Consider the following 21606-nt stretch of genomic DNA (forward strand, 5'->3'; position numbering starts at 1 on the left):
GCGCGGTCGCTCCGCGCCTTTCCGATGCGGCTCATCACCGATCACGTCGCGCTCGCGCGCGATGACATCTCCGCCGGCGTCCCGCTCCGCTTCGATCTCTACGATGCCGGCGGCGCCGCGCTGCTGCCCGCCGGCACGACGCTGCGCGATCCCGCGCAGCATGACTTCCTGTTCGATCACTTCCGGCCCGTGCGCCGGCGCGATGACGCCGAGCCTGCCGCGCCGGCGCACGACACCGTGCCGGCGGCCACGCGCATGGGGCTGTCGGCCGGCGCCGCGATCGGCATCCGGCGGCGGGTCGGCGCGACCCGCGTGCTGCAGCGCTGCCGGTTGATCGGGGTCGGCGCATCGGGCGCGCTGTTCGTCGAGCCGCAGCCGGCGGTCGTGCTCGAGTTTGCCCGCGGCGACGACGTCGAGGCGGTCGCGATCGGCCGGTCGGCCGTGTCGCGCTTCGGTGCGACGGTCGAAGCGGTGCAGGCGACGGGCGCCGCGCCGTTCATGGTGCTGTCGCCGCCGGGCTTCGTCGACCGGTTGCGCACGCGCGCGGAGCCGCGCGTGCCGGTACGGATCGCGGCCCGCTGCACCGGCGGGCCGGCGCAGGCCGACGGCATCGGGATCGTGCGCGATCTCAGCCTGAACGGACTGTCGATCGCGCTCGACCGGCCGCTCGCGGCGGCCGGCGAGCCGTTGCGCGTGCAGTTGCCGTATGCGGACGAGGACCGTGTCGCGCTGCTGACGCTCGACGGGACGGTGCGTGCGGTGCATGCCGATCCGGCCGGGTCGGGCTGGACGCTTCACCACGCGGCGTTCGACGAAGTCGCTGCCGCCGACCGGATGCGCCTCAAGGCGCTGCTGTTCGACCTGTCGTCGGGGGCGGTGGAGGCGGAGCAGGTCCGCTGAGGTGTCGAACGGAGAAGCGGGGCAAACGTGGCAACCTCTGGGCGGTCGTCCACGGCCCGGTGAATCGATCCGCACCGCGCGAGCCGGGCGAGAGCGCGCAGAGCCTATTGGCTGCGGATGCGGCCATAATCATCTGATGATTCGATCGAATGCGCGGCAATTGTACGGTTTCGGTCAACAGTGAATTTGCGATTTAAGTATTTACCCTGATAGCCGTGCCGCCTAGACTTTCACTCATGCGCAACGACTACCCAGTCCGAAGCGCCTGACAAGACAAATCTGGAGGTAACGCATCATGAAATCGCTGATCAAGGCAGTTGCACTGGCCGCTCTGGTGGCCGCACCGGTCGTCTCGTTCGCTCAATCGAACCAGCAGCCGCTGACGCGCGCGCAAGTGCGTGCCGAACTGGCCCAGCTGGAAAAGGCCGGCTACAACCCGAACGACTGGATCAACTATCCGGAAAACATCCAGGCCGCACAGGCGAAGATCGCGGCAGCCCAGAACACCGGTGCGCAGGCTGATGCAACGGGCTACGGCGCGAACCCGGCGGCGACGTCGCAGTCGGGCCAGCGCGTGACCGTGCCGGCCGCAGCTGATCGTTCGTCGGTGTACTTCGGTCACTGAGCTTGTCGCGCCGCGGCGGCCTTTGCGACCGCCAGCGAAGCCGCAATAAAAAAACCCGCACTCGGCTCGAGGGCGGGTTTTTTTCATTGGGGCACGACGGCGTTCCCCTCTCGATCATCAGGAGGACGCGGGAGTCGGTCCCGTGCCAAACCCTGTCGAATGCGATGCCTGACAGGGATCTTTTCACGTTGCATCGGTAGAGTAAGATTCCTGCGGAATGGACGAGACGGCTTCAATCAACGGGAAAGCGATGCGCTTGTATTCGGTCAGCGGAACGGTATCAAATTTGCGCTACTCGATCGAGAAGTATTCGCCATCGAAGTTGCGCAAGTTCGAGGAAAGGGCAACGGAGCTCGCTCCTGTGTTGCTTGCGTCCATTGGCGAAGGCGGTATGGCACTAGCCAGTGCAACGGTGCACGATTCCGACCGAAATTGCCCCGAACCGGCCGAAGGCTACTGGATCGAGATGGAGGTCGGCGGGCGAGCGCTCAAAGGCTGGTTCGACACTCTCTCGTTCGAGAATGGCGGGCATGTGGACGCTGTTTTCGATAAAAGCGGATTGCTGATGGCGGTCAATAATCCGCAGGCGAGACTGGTCGTATTCAGGCCGCCTTGCCCTGAAGGCCTGAAACCCGTTTTCAACAAGTCCATGCTTTACGTTTGCCTCGGGGTGACTTTGTTTTTATTTTTTGGACAAGCCGTACTTTATGCATTCGCACTGCCCGCTTGGGGCGAGTTTTTCGAGTTGATGCCGTTCGTGCTGATAATGTCGGCGCTGGTTGTGGCTCTGCTGGTGTTGCTGGCCTACCGGGACGAATTGATTAGCGGGCGTCGCACCAGAAAGATCCTCAAACTGCTCGGCCTGTCGGGTAGTGTGAGCGCGTTGAAGGCGGAACGCATCGGAACCGGCTACGCGTACCGTTACTGACCGCTTTTGTCCGCACCGCCGAACGGCGCTTGAACCATTGATTTCGGTGCGTGCACCGTCGTTCCGTCAAACGAATCCCACGCTTCAGTCCGACACCCGCTGACAACCGTTTGCGCGTGCGCTAGCATCGCGATCGGTGTCGCCGTGGCGCAGCGGCCGATGCGCGACCAACCCGGCATCACGTTCCACGACTTCAACGAAAACAAACAGGAGCATCCATGCGTGTCTTGACCGGTCTGCTGTGCGCGCTGGCGCTGACGGCGAACCTTGCCCACGCACAGGCGAATTGCGCGGACGCGACGGATCAGGCGGCGATGACGGCATGTGCCGATCGCGCGTACAAGAAATCCGACGCGGAGCTGAACCGCACCTACCAGGCTGTCACCGCGCGCCTGCGCGATGCGAAGCCGCTCGCAGAGAAACTCGTGAACGCGCAGCGCGCGTGGATCGCCTACCGCGATGCCGAATGCAACTTCTCCAGCGCGAATGCCGAAGGCGGCAGCGCCTATCCGATGGTCGTGTCGACGTGCCTCGACGATCTGACCAAGACCCGCACCGAGACGCTGAAGGGCTATCTGTCCTGCGAGGAAGGCGATCTCGCGTGCCCGGTGCCGGCGAAGTAACGGCTGCGCGACGTCCGGCCAGCTTCTAGCGCACATCACTCGGCCGTCATGGTTCGCCGGCCCGTTCGCCTAGACGTCGTCCGTTTCGTCGAGCAGCTTGTGCCGCAGCGCGTAGCGGACCAGCGCCGCTTCGTGCGGCATCTGCATCTTTTCCAGGATCCGGGTCTTGTAGGTGCTGACCGTCTTCGCGCTGACGCACAGCGCCTGCGCGATCTCGGTCAGCGTCTGCCCGGCGGCGATGCGGCGGAACACGTCGAACTCGCGATCGGACAGCCGCTGGTGCGGCAGCGTCTCGGCCGGCTCGTTCAGGCTCTGCGCGAACTGTTCGGCCATCGCGAGGCTCACGTAGACGCCGCCCGACGCCACCTTGGTCACCGCGCCGACCAGTTCGGCGCTCGCGCTTTCCTTGGTCAGATAACCCGACGCACCGGCGCGGAACGCACGCACCGCGTATTGCTGTTCCGCGTGCATGGTCAGCACGAGCACGCGCAGCGCGGGCTTCTCGTCCTTGATCTGCTTGATCAGTTCGACGCCGTTGCGGCCCGGCATCGACAGGTCGAGCACCAGCACCTGCGCAGGCGTCGACCGGATGAGCGCGATCGTCGACGCTCCGTCGCATGCTTCGCCGGCCACTTCGAATCCGGTGGCGTTCTGGAGGATGTGCCGCAGACCGTCGCGCACGAGCGTATGGTCGTCGGCGATGAGCACCTTGATCATGTGAGGGTGGTTTCCTGTTGTACGGAACCGAGCGGGAATGCGACGGTAATCGAGAAGCCGCGCGCGAGCGCGGTGTCGATCGTCACGCTGCCGCCCAGCATGTGTGCGCGTTCGCGAATGCCGATCAGGCCGAAAGATTTGTCCTCATGGGCGGTGCCGACCGGTGCCGCGCCGCGGCCGTTGTCCGCGACGCGCAGCACGCAGAAGCCTTCCTCGATGTCGAGGCGCAGCGCGACGCGCGTCGCGTCCGCATGGCGCGCGACATTCGTCAGCGCTTCCTGGACGATCCGGAACAGCGTGGTCGCCCCCGCGCTGGTGAACGTGAGGCCGCCCGTTTCGATGTGGCGCTCGACGTCGATGCCGTAGCGGTTCGTGAAGTCGTTCGCGAGCCACTCGATCGCCGGCACGAGGCCGAGATCGTCGAGCATCACGGGGCGCAGGTCGGCCGCGATGCGCCGCACCGACGCGACGGTCGCGTCGATCAGCCGGCGCATGCCCTGCAGGTGCGACAGCACGCCGACTTCGGGTTGCGCATGCTCTGGCGTGCGCAGTTGCTGCTCGATGACCGACAGGTCCATCTTCAGCGCGGTGAGTTGCTGGCCGAGGTCGTCGTGCAGTTCGCGCGCGATGCGGGTTTTTTCCTCCTCGCGCACGTTCTGCAGGTTCGCCGAGAGTTCGCGCAGTTCCTGGCGCGACTGCTTCAGCGCATTCTCGGCGCGCTGCCGCTCGGTGATGTCGCGCAGCATCACCGTATAGAGCTTGCCCGACGCATCGCGGATCTGCGAGATCGACGCCTCGATCGGGAACTCCTCGCCGTTGCCGCGCAGCCCGAACAGCACGCGCTGGCGGCCCATCTGCCGCTCGGACACGCCCGTCACGCCGAACTGGTCGACGTGCTTCGCATGCGCGGCACGAAACCGCTCGGGGATGAAGCGCGACAGCGGCGCGCCGATCGCTTCCATCGCCGACACGCCGAAGACCTGTTCGGCCATCGGGTTGAAGATCACCACCGTCTGCTTCTCGTCGATCGTGATGATCGCTTCCATCGACGAACGGATGATGCCCATCATCCGCGCCTCGTTCAGGATGCCGCGGCTGCTGGCGCCCGTATCGGCGTGGCCGGCGCGGCCGCGCAGCAGCGCATGGACGAGCGCCGCGAACGCGAACGACGCAATCAGCCCCGCGGCGAGCACCGTGCCGGCCGCGCGCTGCGCGCCGGTCGCGCTCGGGCGGCCGTCCGCGGAATAGGCGAGCTTCAGCACGGTTCCGCCGAAATTCAGCTGGTCGGTGCGCCGCATCAGGTCGGGTGACGCGGAGGCTTCGTCGGTCGTCGTCTCGGCGCTCGCGATCGGGTGCGGATCGTCGCCCGCGCTCATCCGAAGGTCGAGCCCGCGTTCCGCGTCGAGCGCGCGCTCGACCAGGCGATTCGGGCTCACTTCCGCGAACAGCACGCCGTCCGCGCCGGCGTCATGGGCGACGGCCGTGCGCGACGAAGCCGTCGCGGGGACGAACAGCGTGAGGGTGCGCGCATCGCGGGACGTATCGTTGTCGGCCGGATGGATGCCGAGCGCGATATCGCCGGTCCGCAGCGCGTGCGCCAGCGGAGCCTGGTCCGGCGCGCCGAAGCGCACGCCGGCCGAGCTCGATGCCGGCGCAACGAGCGTGGCCACCGCGAGCGGGCCGGCTGGTATCGGCGCGTGGCCGGCGAGGGCGCTGCGCGCCGCGGTCGACAGCGGCGCATAGCCGAGCTGCCGGATCGGCGAGCGCCCGCTGTCGAGATCGAGCGTGTCGGCATACCGGCGCCATTGCTCGGCGGTGATCTGCGGCGCAAGCGCGAATGCGCCGCGCGCGCTTTCGAGCACGGCGACGCTGCCTTGCAGCTCGTGGCGCAGCATCGCCGTCACGTGCGTCGTGCGGCGTTCGAAGCGCGTATGGACGGCGCCTTGCCACTGCTCGCGCACGAGCAGCGCGACGCCGAGCGACAGCGCCGCGCCGGCGAACAGCGTAACGACGCCAGCCGCGAGCGGCTGGCGTAACATGATCTGGAAACGCGCGGGCCCTCGGGCGTCACGCGACGGGGTTCCACTGGCGGTGGTCATTCGATGGCCATTCTGGTGTCGGGGCCGCCCGTGGCACGCGGGCAGCGCGGCAAAACCGGGAAAAACCGGGAAAAACTCGCACCGGCCGCGTGCGACGTCTATTTTCAAGATGAAATTGTGCGCGTTTTACGCGTTTTTTGTAATAGGGTCAGCTAAAAATGAGATAGCCGGGCGGTGTAGCGGGCGTCCCGGCCGCATTTGACGCGCGTCAACGGGCGCGTCGGCACGTGGGGCAGACTGTTCGGCAGGCGAGCCGGCATCGGGCCGGCTTGCGGTGACGGGGACGCCGTATGCGCGATGCGCGACGGGTGCCCGGTCGGAGGGTGGACCATGTACAAGCGGATTTTCGTCGGGCTCGATGGCAGCCCGAGTGCGCGTCTCGCGCTGAACGAGGCAATCCGGATCGCGGCGGCATCCGGCGGCGAGGTCACGTGCGCGTATGTCGTCGAGCACCGGCCGCAGCTCGTCGACGTCGATGCGGGATTTGCGGCCGAACGCGATGGCGACGCGGCGGCAACCGCTGCGGCGACGCCCGTGCTCGACGACGCGAAAGCGGCGCTCGCGCAGCGGCAAGTGGCGGGCACCGTACGCGCGATCGACGCGTACGGCGAGGATGTTGCCGCAGTGCTGATGCGCACGGCGGCCGAGGTCGGCGCGGATCTGATCGTGATGGGGACGAGCGGGCGCCACGGCCTGCGCCGGCTGCTGCTCGGCAGTGTCGCGGAATCGCTGCTGCGCGCGGCCGACCGGCCCGTGCTGCTGGTGCGGCACGACGAGCCGGCCGCGGCGGCGACCGCGTGACGGGGCGGTACGGCACCGACGCGTGAGCGGCGGCGGGCAGGGGCTGCCGCGCGGGCGCCGGCGTGATGTGGGTTCGACGGTGCGCCGGTTGCATCGTGGCCTGCACTTCTGGCAGCATCGACCGGCGTTCGCTTCATCGTCGCGCGCCGCGTTCCGCGCGCGACCCGGTCGCCGCGTGCATGGCCGCGGCGATCGACGCAGCGGCACGCGACGCCGGTCGATCGCATCGTCGATCGGACGGGCCGCGCGTTGCGTGTCCGGTTCACTCCTTCATCGACGTCATCCGCCATGCCGATCTCCGCCGCCGACGTGATTCAACAGTTCGATCTGCAACCGCACCCCGAGGGCGGCTATTTCCGAGAAACCTACCGCGCGGCCGATACGGTCGTGCGTCCGGCCGACGGCGCGTCGCGTGCGGCGTCGACCGCGATCTATTACCTGTTGTGCGAGGGCGCGTATTCGTCGTGGCACCGGATCCGTTCCGACGAGGTCTGGCATTTCTACGCGGGCGATCCGCTCGAAGTGTGGGTGCTCGACGAGCGCGACGGCCTGACGATCCACCGGCTCGGCAACCCGCTCACGCACCCGGGCACCGTATTCCAGGCGGTCGTGCCGGCCGGGCGCTGGTTCGGCGCGCGCTGCGCGTCGCCGGAGCACGTCGCGCTCGTCGGCTGCACGGTTGCGCCGGGGTTCGAGTTTGCGGAATTCGAACTCGCGGACGCGACGGCGCTGGCCGCCGCATTCCCCGAGTATGCGGAATACGTCGCGGGGCTCGCGCAGCGCTCCGACGCATGAGTGTGCCGGCGGCCATGCCGGCCGCACCGAGCCGCCTTCGACGGCAGCCGTTCCGCGCGGCCGCGGCCAAACCCGTTTAGAATGCACGGTGGTGCAGGATCGGCCGCGGAGGTGCCGCGGCGATCGCTGCTTGCCGTATCGACGGCCGCCCCCGTCGCACGGACCGCATGTCTTCCAGGAGCGCCGCCGTGTGGCACTTTCCCATCGCGATTCCCTCGTCGCTCGGCCCGTGGGCCGTGTTCGCGAGCGTACTGATCACGCAGCTCGGCGTGCCGGTGCCGGCCGTGCCGATGCTGATCCTCGGCGGTACGATGGCGGCGATGGGGCAGGCGTCCTGGGCGAGCATGTTCGTGGCGGCGATCGGCGCGGCGATGCTCGCCGATTCGCTGTGGTTCTTCATGGGCCGCACGCGCGGCCGGCGCTTGCTGAACGGGCTCGTGCGATTCTCGCTGTCGCTCGACACGACGCTGCGCTTCGCGCGTAATGTATTTGAAAGATACGGCGCGCCGCTGCTCGTCCTCTCCAAATTCCTCCCTGGCCTCGGCCTCGTGTCGGCGCCGCTGCTCGGCACGACCGCGATCGGCGTCGGCGTGTTCCTGTTCTGGGATCTGGCCGGCGCGTCGCTGTGGGCCGCGTTCTGGCTCATCGGCGGCGCGGCCGTGCACGACCAGATCGTCCAGTTCGTGCTGTGGGTGCGCGCGAGCGGCGGCACGATCCTCGACGCGTTCCTCGCGATCTTCATCACGTTCCTGTTGTACCGCTGGGTGCGCCGCGTGCAGTTCCGCCGCTACCTCGCGCAAGTGCGCATCTCCCCGCCGCAACTCGTCGAGATGATGACGTCGAACGAGCCGCCGCTGATCTTCGATGCGCGGCCGCGCGCGATTCGCGAACGCGAGCCGTACCGGATTGCCGGTGCGGTGCCGGTCGATCTCGATTCGCCGGACCTGCTGGATCCGGAGCTGCTGAAGCGGCCGATCGTCGTGTATTGCGTGTGCCCGAACGAGGCGACCGCGAAGCGCCTGATCGCGAAGATGCAGCGCAAGAAGATGCTGCACAACATCAAGGCGCTGAAGGGCGGCCTCGACGCGTGGGAGAAGCACGGCTATCCGGTCGAGCCGCTGCCGGCCGATCTCGATTCATCGAGGTATTTCGTGCGGCCGGAACATGCGGCGCTCGCAGGCGAATATACGGTGCGCGCGACGTTGTCGAAGTGAGTCGTGCGCGGGATTCCGTTCATGACGGAAAGTGTCCGAAGCGTGCACCCAATTCGTGTGTGGTCCCGAACAGCCCAAGCGGATCAGTCCCTTTGCCAACACGTCGTGAAGGTGGAATAAATCTGCAGGGGCATACGCGGGATGCGCGTCGATCAGCCGGCCTTTCTGGGTTCTTTCTTTTTGTCGCGGCTCGCAGACCAGATGCTGCTCTTTCTGGTGCCGCTCGTCGTCTTTCAGGTCACTCGGAAAGCGACGTGGTCCGGGCTCGCCTTTTTCGTCGAGGCGTTCCCGCGATTCATCGCCTTTCCGGTCTGTGGCGCACTGAGCGACCGTGTGTCACCGATCCGCGTGCTGCGAGCGAGCCAGACCAGCCGGGCCGTCGCTTGCGTGATCGGCATCGCCGGCTATGTCGCCTGGAGCGGAATCGGATGGCTGATCGCATTGTCCGCCGTATGCGGCGCACTCACGAGCCAAGGTCTCGTCGCTCGTGAGGTGTTGCTGCCGCAGATCTTTCCGCAGCAGCGCTTCGAAAAAGTGTTGTCCTATACGCAGCTCGCCGATCAGTTGGGCGTCGTGCTTGGACCGATCGTCGCGGCGGCGCTGCTTGGGTATCGCGACTGGGAGTGGGCTGTCGCTTCCGCGGCGCTGCTGTTTGTCTCGGCGGATTTGCTGGCATTCGTCTGGCAACGGACCAGCACGGCACGCGTTGCGCCTCCGGAACACCCGGTGGGGCCGTGGTATGCACCGTTCGGTGTGGCGCTGAAGCATGTCGTCACGCTGCCGGGGCTGTTGCGGCTGATCCTGCTCGCAGCGGCGGAAAACCTCGTGATCGGGACGACACTTGCGACGTCGGCTGCGATGGTCACCGGTGCGTTTCGGCAGTCCGGCGGTTTCTATGCCGGACTGCAGGTCACGGGTGCCGTCGCGACAGTCGCGGTCCTGCTGTTCGTCGCGCGTATCGAGGTGGCGCGCGAGCGGCTCGGCATCGTCGCATTCGTCGCGATCGCGGCTGGCGGCCTCGCGATGGGCATGGCCGGTTCGATTGCGATGTACGTCGCCGGTTTCCTTTTGGTCATCGGTTTCGACAAGATGTTCAACGTGTACATACGCAGCGCCCGGCAGGCCATCATTCCCCCTCGGGACTATGGCAAGACGACGGGCGTCATCGTCCTGCTGAATAACGCGACGCAGCCGCTTGCCGGGCTGCTTGTGGGGCTCTTTTCCGGTCACGGGCGCGTTGCGCTCGTCGTGACGCTGACCTCGATCGGCATGGCGATACTGGGTGGCGTGGTCATTGCCGTTGGCGCCGGCCGGCCGCGAGCGACTGCGCGCGTTTCGGACTGACGCGGCGGTACCGCAAGGAATACGGCGCTGGCGACGCGAAACCGGTGTTCGGCGTGGTGCGAGATGAAGTCGCTGCATTCCCGGACGTGATCGTGACCGGGGCGGGGCAGGCGCTCGAACCCGGATGCGGGGCGATCGTAATCTCGCTGCATCGACCGGATCGAGCCTGACGGGTATCGACAGGGTCGACAGTCCGGCCGTTATCGAAGTAAATCGTGCGCGGGATGCCGCGCACGTGCCGATTTCGCCTCCGATCTCACGCTTCCCGTTTCCGGGAAAATCGGCTGGCGCGAAACATCCGATTATTCTTATAATCCCGCCTGCATATTGCGTGCGCTTGATTGCGCACATTCGACGCGCGTTCGTTCGCGCCGAAAGCGATTGATCCCATTGCCGCCCGCCACGCGCACAGCCTTGTCGCGCGGGCCGCACGGGCGTATTCCGTGAAAGGCCAGATCCGTTTTTCCGGATTGTTCCGGAAAATACCGATAATCAACGGTAATTCCAATCGGAGTGACGCAGTATCCGCAGCGTTTTTCATCCGGAAAACGGCGGCGGGGATTTTTCGTTTTCGGTTTGCCGGTATCGGCATGAACGGTCGCGCATTGACATCGACAATGACGGCGGCCCGTTCGCGGCTGCCAGGAGACGGACTTGAAACAACCAGAAGACCAGCTGCACCGCGGGCTGGAAGAGCGGCACATCAACCTGATGGCGCTCGGCGCGACGATCGGCGTCGGCCTGTTCCTCGGCTCGGCCGCCGCGATCCGCACGGCCGGCCCGGCCATCCTGCTGACCTACCTGCTGGGCGGCATCGCGATTTTCCTGATCATGCGCGCGCTCGGCGAAATGGCGATCACCAATCCGGTCGCCGGCGCCTTCAGCCGCTATGCGCGCGACTACCTCGGCCCGCTCGCGGGCTACCTGACCGGCTGGACCTACTGGTTCGTGTGGATCGTCACCTGCATGGCGGAAATCACCGCGGTGGGCGTCTACATGCACATGTGGTTCCCCGGCGTGCCGAACTGGATCTGGGCGCTCGCGGCGCTCACGGCGATGGGCGCGGTGAACTTCATCGCGGTCAAGCTGTACGGCGAATTCGAGTTCTGGTTCGCGCTGATCAAGATCGTCACGATCGTGCTGATGATCGTCGGCGGCGGCCTCATGATCGCGTTCGGCATCGGTAACGGCGGCGTCGCGACGGGCATCTCGAACCTGTGGGCCCACGGCGGCTTCATGCCGAACGGCATCGACGGCGTGATCGGCGCGCTGCCGATCGTGATGTTCGCGTATCTCGGCGTCGAGATGCTCGGCCTCACGGCCGGCGAGGCGCGCAATCCGGAGAAGTCGCTGACGAAGGCGGTGAACTCGGTGTTCTGGCGCGTGCTGATCTTCTACATCGGCGCGCTGTTCGTGATCATGTCGCTCTATCCGTGGGACCAGATCGGCACGCAGGGCAGCCCGTTCGTGATGACGTTCTCGCGGCTCGGGATCCCGGCCGCCGCCGGCATCATCAACTTCGTCGTGTTGACCGCGGCGCTGTCGTCGTGCAACAGCGGCCTGTTCAGCACGGCGCGGATGCTCTACAACCTCGCGCAGCAGGGCCAGGCGCCGGCCATGCTCGGCCGCGTGAATCGCAACGGCGTGCCGGTGTACGGCGTAGCCGTGTCGGTCGCGCTGCTGCTGATCGGCGTGCTGCTCAACTATCTCGCGCCGCAGCACGTGTTCACGTGGCTGACGTCGGTGTCGACGTTCGGTGCGATCTGGACGTGGTGCGTGATCCTGATCGCGCAGATGCGCTTTCGCCGCACGCTGTCGGCCGACAGGATCGCGCGCCTGCCGATCCGCGTGCCGTTCTATCCGCTCGGCTCGTTCGTCGCACTCGGGTTTCTCGCGCTGGTCGTCGTGCTGATGGCGTTCTCGCCGGATACGCGCGTCGCGCTCGTGATCGGCCCGGTCTGGATCGTGCTGCTCGGCATCGCATACGCGGTGTTCCATGCGAACCGGGCGAGCGCGCCCGCGTCGACGAAGTCGTAAGCCAAGCGGCCGAAAGTCGCCGCGCCGCGCGCCGCACAGGCGTGCGCGGCGCATCGCGGCCCGCACGGGTATTGATCGCGATCATGCACGTGCGGGCCGGACGACATATGCTGTCTGAATCGCTTGTCCGCGCTTCGCGTGGCCGTCCGCCGATCCGCGCGACCGCGTCGGCCGTCCGTCCGCCGTTCGTCGTTCGCCGCTGCCCGCGCGAAGCTCCGGTCGTCGTTCGCGACGACGCGTCCGCAAGGAGGCTTTCGCCATGCAGTCCACCCCGACCATCCCGCCGCTCGCGCGGATCTCGCTGGCCGTCGATCTGACGCCGGAGTCGCTGTCCGCCGCGCGCTACACGCGCACGCTGCTGCGTCCCGGCATGCAGGTGCGCATCGTCTGCGCGATCGACAATCCGCGTCTCGTGCTGCCCGACATCCCGCGCGTCGACGCGCTGCTGACCTCCGCGCGCGAGGAGATGACGCGTGAAGCTCAGGCGACGCTCGAACGCATCGCGGAACTGTTCGCCGGCAGCGGCGTGGGGATCGAGCAGATGATCATCGATACGTCGCTCACGGGCGGCACGGTGGCCGATGCGCTCGCGAACGACACGTCGGCATGGCACGCCGACGTGCTCGTGGTCGGCGCCAATCCGCACCATGGGCTGCTGCGGCTCGTCGAGGGGGCGGTGTCCGACACGCTGGCCGCGCGCGCGCGCTGCGCGCTGCTGATCGTGCCCGCCGACTATGTGCGGCCGTCGGACGGGCCGCTGCAGCGCCTGATGTTCGCCGTTGACGGCAGCGAGCCGTCGCTGCACGCGGTGCGCGTCGGGCTCGGCTTCGCGGTGCCGACGACGCTGCTGTACGCGGCCTATGTCGTCGATCGCGCGGTGCGTCTGACGGATCTCGTGCCGGTGCGCGCGCTCGAGGATGCGTATCGCGCGGAGGGCGAGGATGCGCTGGCGCGGATCGGTCCGCTGTTCCATGCAACGGGGAACCCGACCAAGCGCGGCATCGTCGAAACCCGTCCGACCAGCGACGACGTCGCCCATGCGCTGATGCGCGACGCGGTGCACTGGCATGCGGAACTGCTGGTGGTCGGCACGCACGGCCGGCGCGGCATCGCGGCCTGGCTGATCGGCAGCGTGGCGCGCCGGGTCGCGCATCTCGCGCAGGTGCCGGTGCTGCTCGTGCGCGAGGCCGCGTGAGGATTGCGCTGCGACGAATGCGAAGCGGACTTTCATTGACCTGCATCAGAAACGTCGCGCGTTTTGCATGAGATAGTCGCACGAGGTGCGTGTGCATGCGGCGGATGGTCCGTCGTCCGTACCCGACGCCGCGATTCGACACGTCGGTCCGGAACCGCGCGAACCGGCGCATGTCCGACGCCGTTGCGATTCAGCCGATTTCCGGAGCCGTGCCGCGCAGCGCATCGCGCATCGGCCGATCACGAACTCTCTGGCACGAGGGTAGGCAGCCGGCGGCTGCCTTGGATAACGGACGGGGTGCATTGCACCCCGTCCGCTTTCCTGGCCCCGTGCTGACTCTTTTCCTCGCAGGTATTGTTTTCGTCGATGTCGCCGTGTGGAACGGCGCGTGATGCCACGCGATCGCGCGATCGCGGATTCGGTGTGGATCGCGGCATGCGCTGCGCGCCCGGCGCGGTGCCGCGGCCTTCACGCGGCCGCGTGCGGCGTCGGCTGCGTAAAGGCGCTGCGTTCAGGCCCCGCGTCCAGGCCTTTACGCGGAGCGAGGCGCTCGCAGGTCGCGCGGGCGGTGCGCGTCGCGGCATACGCGTGCACCGCGACGCACGCCATGCAGTCGGCCTCGTCCGCCCGGCGTGCGATCGCGCAGCCGCGGCCAGCCGGGGCGCGTCTTGCGGCGCGGCCTCACGACGACCGTTGCGCCGGCACCGGCCCGCGCGCGGAGAGCCGCGGCGAACCGCTGCAGCGCGAGCACCGATCCCGCGACGCTCTGGTACTTTTCGCGGCCGATCTGCCCGTCGAGCGTGATGAGCAAGCCCGATTCGCGCGCGAGTGCGAGCAACGCGTCGAGATCTTCGGGCGGCCGGATTGCTGCCGGCACGGCGGTCGCGGCCAGCATGCGCGTGCGCCGCTGTCCGTCCCGCGCCGGGAAGTTGCGATGAATCATGATGGGTCTCCCTGCGCCCGACCCCGCGTGCCGGCTCGAGGGCCGGCTGAGCGATGACCGGGTATGAACGCATCGTTCATGACATCAGTATCCGCCGCGGAGACCGCGCTGCCAATCGGTGCGTGCTGAAGTCGCTGTCAGACGTTGCGTGCGAGGTATCGGAATCCGCTGACACGTCGGACCGGCGAGCGGCCGCTGCGGCGCGAGGCGGGCAGGCGGGCAGGCGCGATGTGCGGCGCCCCCGATGTGCGGCGCCCCGATCCGGTGCATTCGAACAGACGAATCGCGGCCGTCGCGCGTCGCTTGACGCAGGACTTTCGCGGGTCTAAGGTCCCACACTGCATCGGCATCGCGCGACGGTTCATCGTCCGAGCGATCGCGCGGTGCCGCGCCTCGGGGTGGCGTGGCAATCCTTCCAGTCGTTCGCGGGCCCTGGGCGCCGCGAATCCTGCGCGCGAGCCGGTCCGGCGACGGATCGGCGCGGCGGCACGCAAGGTGCCGTTGATCGCGCGCAACCACGCTTCGGCGCATCGTACGCCGGGCGGCTGTCCAGCCTTTAATCTTCCGATAGCGTCATGTTTTCCTTTCGTTCCTCGACCGTCAGGAGCCCGTCGATGTCACAGGACAATTTGCTTGATGCCTTGAAGGCCGTCGCCGCAGAGCGCGCGATCGGCGCCGATCAGTTGCGCACGATGCTCGACGATGAAGTGCGAGCGTTGTCGTCCGATGCCCGCGTGCACGATTACATCCACGTGTTCGCGATCCGCCACCTGCGCGAACGGATGCGCAGGCAGGACGAACTCGAGCGCGACACGCCGGCCAGTACGCCGCGCGACGAGCCGGATACGCGTACCGGCCGCCGTCTGTAAGGGACGATCGGCGCGACCGGCGCCGCGGTGCCTCATGACAGCGGAAGGCCCCTGAGCGCCGCGCGCGCCTCCGGCACCGCTGCACGCCTGCATACCGACAACGCGCCTGCCTGCCGGTCGCGCCTTTCTTCATATATTTGACCGAATCGACACAACGGCCTCAAGTAAGCGGCGCGGATGCCGTTTACCCGGTGAATTCGTCCACCGGGCGTTCGCGCTCCCTTACCGAGTCGTTGCCATGTTCTCGTCCATCCGCACCCGCATCCTTGCCGCGTGCGTCGCCATCGTCGTGTTCGCGCTCGTCGCCACCACGCTGATCAATTACTTCATCGCACGCGCGTACAACAACGACGCGATAGACCGCAACCTGACCTCCGTCGCGAGCGGCCACGTGGTCGGCATCGGCGACTGGGTCGCGACGAAAAGCCGGATGATCGCGTCGTTGCAGGACGCCGCGCTGTCGCCCGATCCGCTGCCGGTGTTCAAGCAGATGGCCGCGGCGGGCGGCTTCACGAACGTCTACGCGGGCTATGCCGACAAGGTGTTCCATTTCTCCGACCCGACCGGCATCCCGCCCGACTACGACCCGACCGGCCGTCCGTGGTACAAGCAGGCCGCCCAGGCCGGCAAGCCGGTCGTCACGCCGCCGTACGTCGATGCGGGCACCGGCAACCTGGTCGTCACGTTCGCGGTGCCGATCCTGCGCGACGGTGCGCTGAAGGGCGTCGTCGCCGCCGACGTCGCGATGGACAGCGTGATCGCGAACGTGAAGTCGATCCACCCGACGCCCGCGAGTTTCGGGATGTTGATCGACAGCAGCGGCCACGTCGTCGCGCATCCTGACGCGAAGCTCACGCTGAAGCCGGTCGCCGACGTGTCGCCCGACCTCGGCGGCATCGGCGCCGCGACGCTGGCGGCGTCGAGCGCGCCGGTCGAAGTGCACGTCGGCGGCGACGCGAAGCTGGTGCGCGCGCAAGCCGTGCCGGGCACCGACTGGTACGCGCTGGTCCTGCTCGACAAATCGGAAGCGACGGCCGGGATGCGCTCGCTGCTGACCGCGTCGCTGATCACGCTGGTGGTGATCGTCGGCGTCGCGTCGCTGATCGTCGGCGCGATCACGACGACCGCGTTCCGCCGCCTGTCTCAGGTGCGTCAGGCGATGGCGTCGATCGGCTCGGGCACGGGCGACCTGACGCAGCGCCTGCCGGCCGACGGCCGCGACGAGGTGGCCGATATCGCGCGCTCGTTCAACAGCTTCGTCGACAAGCTGAACGACGTGATGCGACAGATCCGCGACGCGAGCGAATCGGTGCGCACGGCCGCGAACGAAATCGCCGCGGGCAACCAGGACCTGTCGTCGCGCACCGAATCGGCGGCGGCGAGCCTCGAGGAAACGGCCGCGTCGATGGAAGAAATCACCGCGACGGTCGGCCAGTCGGCGGCCGCTGCCGGCCAGGCCGATGAACGCGCGGCCGCGGCGTCGCGGATCGCGTCGCACGGCGGCGTGGTCGTATCGGACGTCGTGTCGACGATGGAGAAGATCGAGGAAGCGTCGGGCCGGATCGGCGACATCATCGGCGTGATCGACGGGATCGCGTTCCAGACCAACATCCTCGCGCTGAACGCGGCCGTCGAAGCGGCGCGTGCCGGCGAGCAGGGCCGCGGTTTCGCGGTCGTCGCGCAGGAAGTGCGCAGTCTCGCGCAACGCAGCGCGCAGGCCGCGCGCGAGGTGAAGGTGCTGGTCGAATCGACGGTGGCGAGCGTGTCGGCCGGGTCGGGGCAGGTGCGCCAGGCCGGCGAGACGATGCGCGAGATCGTGTCGAACGTCGCCAACGTGACGACGATCATCTCCGAGATCACGCACGCGGCGAACGAGCAGACGCGCGGCATCCAGGAAGTGAACCGCGCGGTCACCCAGCTCGACGAAATGGTGCAGCAGAACGCGGCGCTCGTCGAACAGTCGACCGCGGCCGCGACCGCGCTGCAGACGCAGGCGAACGCGCTCGCGACGACGGTCGGGCAGTTCAAGGTCGCATGACCTGCGCCGGTTGACGCAGGGCGCGCCGCGGCGCGCGGCGGCGCTCAGGCGCGGCCGTCGTCGCGCATCAGCGCGAGCCGGTTGTAGAGCGTCTTCAGGCTGATGCCGAGCGCTTTCGCGGCTTGCGGCTTGTTGCCGTCGAAGTGCTGAAGCGTCGCCGCGATGAAACGTTGCTGCGCATGGTGCAGCGTCGCGCCGAGTGGCAGCGCCATCGCGTCGTCCGACGTGTGGGCGGGCGGCGCTGCCGGCCTCGGCAACGCGACGTCGATGCCGTCGTCCGCGAGGATGTACGCGCGCTCGATCGTGTTGTGCAGCTCGCGCACGTTGCCCGGCCACGAATAGGCGCGCAGCGCGGCGATCGCCGCGTCGGTCAGCCGCTTGTGCGAGCGGTGCCGCGCGTTGAGCGCATCGACGAACTCATGCGCGATCGCCTCGACGTCGCCGCTGCGCTGGCGCAGCGGCGGCACATACAGCGCGAACGCGGCGAGACGGTAGAACAGGTCCTCGCGCAGCCGGCCGTCGCGCACGGCATCGGCCGGATTGTGGCGGGTCGCCGACAGGATGCGCACGTCGAGCGGAATCGAATCGGTGCCGCCGACCCGAATGATCGTGTTCGATTCGAGCGCCCGCAGCAGCTTCACCTGCAGCGCCGCGGGCATCTCCGCGATCTCGTCGAGCAGCAGCGTGCCGCCGCACGCGGCTTCGAAAAACCCCTCCCGTTGCGCGATCGCGCCGGTGAAGCTGCCTTTTTCGTGACCGAACAATTGCGCTTCGGCGATGTCCGCCGGAATCGCGCCGCAGTTGACGGGCACGAACGGCCCGTCGCGTCGCCCGCTGAGGTCGTGCAGCCGGCGCGCGACGATATCCTTGCCGACCCCGCTTTCGCCGGCAATCATCACGCTCGCGCGGGTCGGAGCGATTTTCTCGATACGGCCGAGCAGCGTGCGCATCGCCGCGGAGCGGCCGGACAGCCGGCGCGCGTCGGCGCCTTGCTTCGGACGGTTTGCGGATTCAGCCATAAGCGTCGGCGGCCCGTTTTGAAAATCGGCACCGCACGTTCCCTTCATTGCAATATCTATCATCGACAGCGAAACCGCACGGAAGGTGCCGCGATTTAGAAATTTACAATGTCCGGTGCGGGGATCGAAGAAATACGCGATCACGGGGGCACGATGCCGACAGGCGGCAGCCGACACCGCGTGTCGATGCTTTTTTGCAGCCGACCGATGAAAAATCGCAAGTCGGCAGCGCCCGCGTTCCGCGCAAATGCGGCAGGGCGGCCGAGCGACGCGGCGCGGCGGCACGCGCAGCGCGCCGCGCCGCGAAGCCGCCGCGCGGCCGTGCCGCGGGTACGCGCGTTGCGCCGGCCCTTGGGCTCGCCCCCGAACGCTCGACGGCACATGCCGGCCGCCGAGGCGGGAGCCGTCGAGCGACGGTCGCCGGGGCGATGCAGGGACACGATGAGGATCCTTACCCGTGAACTGTTCCGGCAGGGCGCATGGGTCGTGCTGGCCGTCGGGGTGGCGTCCGCGCTGCAGGCGTGGGCGATGCACGTCGTCGGCGTACATGCACCGTTTGCACAGCTGCCTTTCTACGCCGGTGTTGCGGCTGCGGCCTGGCTGACGTCGTTCGGCGGCGGCCTGGCCGCGATCGCCGCGAGCGCGGTCGTGATCGGCGCGTTGGGCTGGCGCGAGGTGACGCTGCCCGCGCTGCTCGCGCAGGCCGGCGCCTTCGTCGCGATCGGTTTCGTCGAATGCGTGCTCGTGATGGTCGTCAAGCCGCTGCTCGCAAACGATCGGCTGCACGGCGCCGAGGATGCGGAGGAAAACGACGCACGCATGCCGCGTCGCGAACCGGCACCCGCGGCGCGCTCGCTCGACGACATCCTGCTGCGCCGCGTGGTCGATGCGTCGCCCGACGCGATCGTCGGCGTCGATGCGGTCCGGCGGATCACGAGCTGGAACCCGGCCGCGCGGCGCCTGTTCGGCATCGATGCCGCGGCGGTGATCGGCCACGACGTCACGACGCTGATCGCGCCGCGCTGGCTGCGGTTGCATCCGGTTCCCACGACGTTCGCGAACGCGCGCCCGCCTGCAGGCCCGCTCGACATTCTGTGCCTGCGCCACGACGGCGGCCGCTTTCGCGCGACCTTCGTGGCGGCGCCGATCGTCGACGCGCAAGGCAACTGCACCGGCATGTCGATGACGCTGCGCGAAGCGCGCGAACGCCGCCGAAGCGAGCGGCGCAACCTGCGTTCGTTACGCGGTGCGCGCGACGCGCGCGTGCAGGCCGACGAGTCGAACCGGCTGAAGGATGAACTGCTCGCCACCGTATCGCATGAACTGCGCACGCCGCTGAACGTGATCTACGGCTGGGTCGAGGTGATGCGCAGCGCCGACGGCCAGAGCTTCGCTCACCAGGCGATCGATGCGATCGACCGCAGTGCACGCTCGCTGTCGCGGATGGTCGGCGACCTGCTCGACGCCTCGTCGCTCGCAACGGGGCGGATGCGGCTCGAGCGCGCGCCCGTCGATCTCGTGCGCGTCGTGCGGGAGGCGGTGCGCGAACTCGGCGCGACGGCGGAGGCGAACGGTCTCGAACTGTCGATCGCGTGCGAGATGTCCAACTGCGTGATCTCCGCGGACGGCGAGCGGGTGCGCCAGATGCTGTCGAACCTGCTGTCGAACGCGATCAAGTTCACGCCGCCGGGCGGCAGCATCAAGGTGTCCCTGACCCGGGCCGGCGCGCGCGTGCGGCTGTCGGTCGCCGATACCGGCCAAGGCATTTCGGCGGAACGCCTGCCGCATCTGTTCGATACGTTCAACCGGCCGGAAGGCGCGTCGGCCTCGCCCAAGCGTGGGCTCGGACTCGGCCTGTCGATCGTGCGCAACATCGCACGGCTCCACGGCGGCGAGGTGACGGCTGCGAGCGATGGCGCCGGGTGCGGCACGACCGTGACCGTGATGCTGCCGGTGGACTGGGGCGCCGACATGCCGAACGGCCAGCCGTTACGGCCGAGCGGTGCGTCGACGGCGGTCGCGCTCGACGGCCGGCGCGTGCTGGTGGTCGATGACGATGTGACGTCGCGCGCGAGCCTCGCGGCGGCGCTCGAAACGCTCGGTGCGCAGGTGTCGACCGCGCAATCGGGGCGCGACGCGCTCGACGTGGTCGCGCGGCAGCACCCGAGCGTCGTGCTGTCGGATCTCGCGATGCCGGACGGCGACGGCTTCTGGCTGCTCGACCACATCCGCCATTTGCCGAACGGCAGCGGGCGCCTGCCCGTCGTCGCGGTGACCGCGCATGCGGGTGCGGCGGACCGGAACCGCGTGATGGCCGCCGGCTTCGACGCGTATCTGTGCAAGCCGGTCGACATGCCGACGCTGGCCAGCGTCATCGTCGACGTGTCGAGCGCCGAGCGGCATCGCTGACGCGCGGGGCCTCCGCATCCCGCGCCAGGCGGCACGATGAAGGGATCGAACCTTGCCCGGCGCATCGGCTCCCGGCGGCAGGCCGAGTCGACGGGCGGCGTACCCGACGAGCGGCGACGCGCGACGGCGATTCGGGTCGTGCCCAACATCGACGGTTCGCGCGGTGTGTGCGACAGGCTGCGGATCCGCGGGAAGTCACGTATGACACGACGTTCGCGGAGCGCACGCTGCGGGTAACCGCCGCATTGTCGATCGAGTATGTCGAGGGGGCATGGAGCAAAGGCGCGTGGACCGATTTCCCGCGTCCGCGCATCGTCCCGCATGACGGGCCGGTTGCCGCGTTCGGCAGGGCCGATCCGTCGACCGATACGGAGGTCCGGATGAAAACGAGCGACAGGAATCTCCGCCGATCCGCCGCGGTTGCCGCCATCGTGTGCCTGGTGGGATCGGGTGCGCTCGCGGTGTTGCGCGTGCCGGCGTTCGCGCCGGCGCATGCGCAGGCGCCGCCGGCATCGTCCGTTCAGGTCGCGCCGGGCGTCGTCAGTCCCGGCGCGACCGCCGACGAGGCGGACATGACGCGGCGGCCGAGCGGCATCGACGCCGAATTCATCGACAAGGCGGGCATCGTCGGCAAGACGGAGCTGCAGGCGAGCAAGCTCGCGCTCGACCGGTCGTCGAATCCGCGCGTGAAGACCTTCGCGCGCCGGATGATCGACGATCACGTTCGCATGACCGCGGAATTGCGCCGGCTCGGCACGCAAAAGGGCTTGCCCGTGCAGACGCGGATGCTGGTCGATCCGGCGGTGAATGCGCTGCGAAGCAAGAGTGGCCATGCGTTCGAAAAGGGGTACATCGAGCTGGCGGGAACGAACGCGCACGACGCGGCGATCCGGCTCTACTCAGCCGAGGCGCGCGACGGCCACGACCCGCAGCTTCGCGCGTTCGCGGTCAATGCGCTGCCGACGCTGAAGGCGCACCTGAGCGCCGCGCGCGCACTCGAGCGTGCGATCGCGGCCGCGCACTGATCCGCACGGCGATCCGCGCGCCCCG

The 21606-nt window shown here is 68.2% G+C and carries 18 protein-coding genes; 14 read left to right on the forward strand and 4 right to left on the reverse strand.

Annotated elements, in window-relative coordinates; genetic code table 11:
• Positions 1-24: 24 nt before the first annotated feature.
• From DIE16_RS01270 to DIE16_RS01285, 4 genes are all read left to right on the forward strand, one after another.
• A complete protein-coding gene (locus DIE16_RS01270) occupies positions 25-900 on the forward strand; it encodes a PilZ domain-containing protein (RefSeq protein WP_124519585.1) in 876 nt (291 codons plus the stop codon).
• A 295-nt stretch (positions 901-1195) separates the two neighbouring features.
• A complete protein-coding gene (locus DIE16_RS01275; RefSeq protein ID WP_124484862.1) occupies positions 1196-1525 on the forward strand; it encodes a DUF4148 domain-containing protein in 330 nt (109 codons plus the stop codon).
• 217 nt (positions 1526-1742) lie between these two features.
• The gene (locus DIE16_RS01280) at positions 1743-2453 is read left to right on the forward strand and encodes a hypothetical protein (protein WP_124519584.1); all 711 of its coding nucleotides are present in this window, start codon (positions 1743-1745) and stop codon (positions 2451-2453) included.
• Between the two features lie 218 nt (positions 2454-2671).
• The gene (locus DIE16_RS01285; RefSeq protein ID WP_124484861.1) at positions 2672-3076 is read left to right on the forward strand and encodes a lysozyme inhibitor LprI family protein; all 405 of its coding nucleotides are present in this window, start codon (positions 2672-2674) and stop codon (positions 3074-3076) included.
• A gap of 69 nt (positions 3077-3145) precedes the next feature.
• On the opposite strand, the gene DIE16_RS01290 is transcribed toward DIE16_RS01285, so the two are convergent.
• A complete protein-coding gene (locus tag DIE16_RS01290; protein WP_124484860.1) occupies positions 3146-3793 on the reverse strand; it encodes a response regulator transcription factor in 648 nt (215 codons plus the stop codon).
• Entirely contained in the window at positions 3790-5832 is a 2043-nt protein-coding gene (locus DIE16_RS01295; protein ID WP_124519582.1) for a PAS domain S-box protein, read from the reverse strand. Before DIE16_RS01295 ends, DIE16_RS01290 begins: the two co-directional genes overlap by 4 nt.
• A gap of 390 nt (positions 5833-6222) precedes the next feature.
• On the opposite strand from DIE16_RS01295, the gene DIE16_RS01300 reads away from it, so the two are divergent.
• From DIE16_RS01300 to DIE16_RS01330, 6 genes are all read left to right on the forward strand, one after another.
• Positions 6223-6693 carry a universal stress protein gene (locus DIE16_RS01300; RefSeq protein WP_124484858.1) on the forward strand — a complete coding sequence of 157 codons (471 nt, stop codon included), beginning with the start codon at positions 6223-6225 and terminating at the stop codon, positions 6691-6693.
• A 288-nt stretch (positions 6694-6981) separates the two neighbouring features.
• Positions 6982-7488, forward strand: coding sequence for a cupin domain-containing protein (locus DIE16_RS01305; protein ID WP_124519580.1), 507 nt, complete (start codon positions 6982-6984; stop codon positions 7486-7488).
• 188 nt (positions 7489-7676) lie between these two features.
• Positions 7677-8702 carry a DedA family protein/thiosulfate sulfurtransferase GlpE gene (locus DIE16_RS01310; protein WP_124519578.1) on the forward strand — a complete coding sequence of 342 codons (1026 nt, stop codon included), beginning with the start codon at positions 7677-7679 and terminating at the stop codon, positions 8700-8702.
• Positions 8703-8843: 141 nt separating this feature from the next.
• Complete coding sequence (locus DIE16_RS01315; protein WP_124519576.1) at positions 8844-10046, forward strand: MFS transporter; 1203 nt, start codon at positions 8844-8846, stop codon at positions 10044-10046.
• A 654-nt stretch (positions 10047-10700) separates the two neighbouring features.
• Positions 10701-12083 carry an amino acid permease gene (locus DIE16_RS01325; RefSeq protein ID WP_124519477.1) on the forward strand — a complete coding sequence of 461 codons (1383 nt, stop codon included), beginning with the start codon at positions 10701-10703 and terminating at the stop codon, positions 12081-12083.
• A gap of 259 nt (positions 12084-12342) precedes the next feature.
• Positions 12343-13278: a universal stress protein gene (locus DIE16_RS01330; RefSeq protein WP_124519574.1), complete on the forward strand. Its 936-nt coding sequence runs from the start codon at positions 12343-12345 to the stop codon at positions 13276-13278.
• 532 nt (positions 13279-13810) lie between these two features.
• Here DIE16_RS01330 and DIE16_RS36475 read toward each other — a convergent pair.
• Complete coding sequence (locus DIE16_RS36475) at positions 13811-14221, reverse strand: hypothetical protein (RefSeq protein WP_185500291.1); 411 nt, start codon at positions 14219-14221, stop codon at positions 13811-13813.
• A gap of 614 nt (positions 14222-14835) precedes the next feature.
• Here DIE16_RS36475 and DIE16_RS01335 point away from each other — a divergent pair.
• The gene (locus DIE16_RS01335) at positions 14836-15090 is read left to right on the forward strand and encodes a DUF3562 domain-containing protein (RefSeq protein ID WP_124484851.1); all 255 of its coding nucleotides are present in this window, start codon (positions 14836-14838) and stop codon (positions 15088-15090) included.
• Between the two features lie 238 nt (positions 15091-15328).
• A complete protein-coding gene (locus tag DIE16_RS01340) occupies positions 15329-17128 on the forward strand; it encodes a methyl-accepting chemotaxis protein (RefSeq protein ID WP_124484850.1) in 1800 nt (599 codons plus the stop codon).
• Between the two features lie 44 nt (positions 17129-17172).
• Here the strand turns inward: DIE16_RS01340 and DIE16_RS01345 are convergent, their stop codons facing one another.
• Complete coding sequence (locus tag DIE16_RS01345) at positions 17173-18210, reverse strand: sigma-54-dependent Fis family transcriptional regulator (RefSeq protein WP_124519903.1); 1038 nt, start codon at positions 18208-18210, stop codon at positions 17173-17175.
• A gap of 378 nt (positions 18211-18588) precedes the next feature.
• On the opposite strand from DIE16_RS01345, the gene DIE16_RS01350 reads away from it, so the two are divergent.
• On the forward strand, positions 18589-20556 hold the full coding sequence (locus DIE16_RS01350) for an ATP-binding protein (RefSeq protein ID WP_124519572.1): 1968 nt from the start codon (positions 18589-18591) through the stop codon (positions 20554-20556).
• Positions 20557-20936: 380 nt separating this feature from the next.
• Positions 20937-21581, forward strand: coding sequence for a DUF4142 domain-containing protein (locus tag DIE16_RS01355; protein WP_124519901.1), 645 nt, complete (start codon positions 20937-20939; stop codon positions 21579-21581).
• Positions 21582-21606: the final 25 nt, after the last annotated feature.

It is taken from the genome of Burkholderia sp. Bp9090 (genome assembly GCF_003857985.1).
Classification (GTDB): Bacteria; Pseudomonadota; Gammaproteobacteria; order Burkholderiales; family Burkholderiaceae; genus Burkholderia.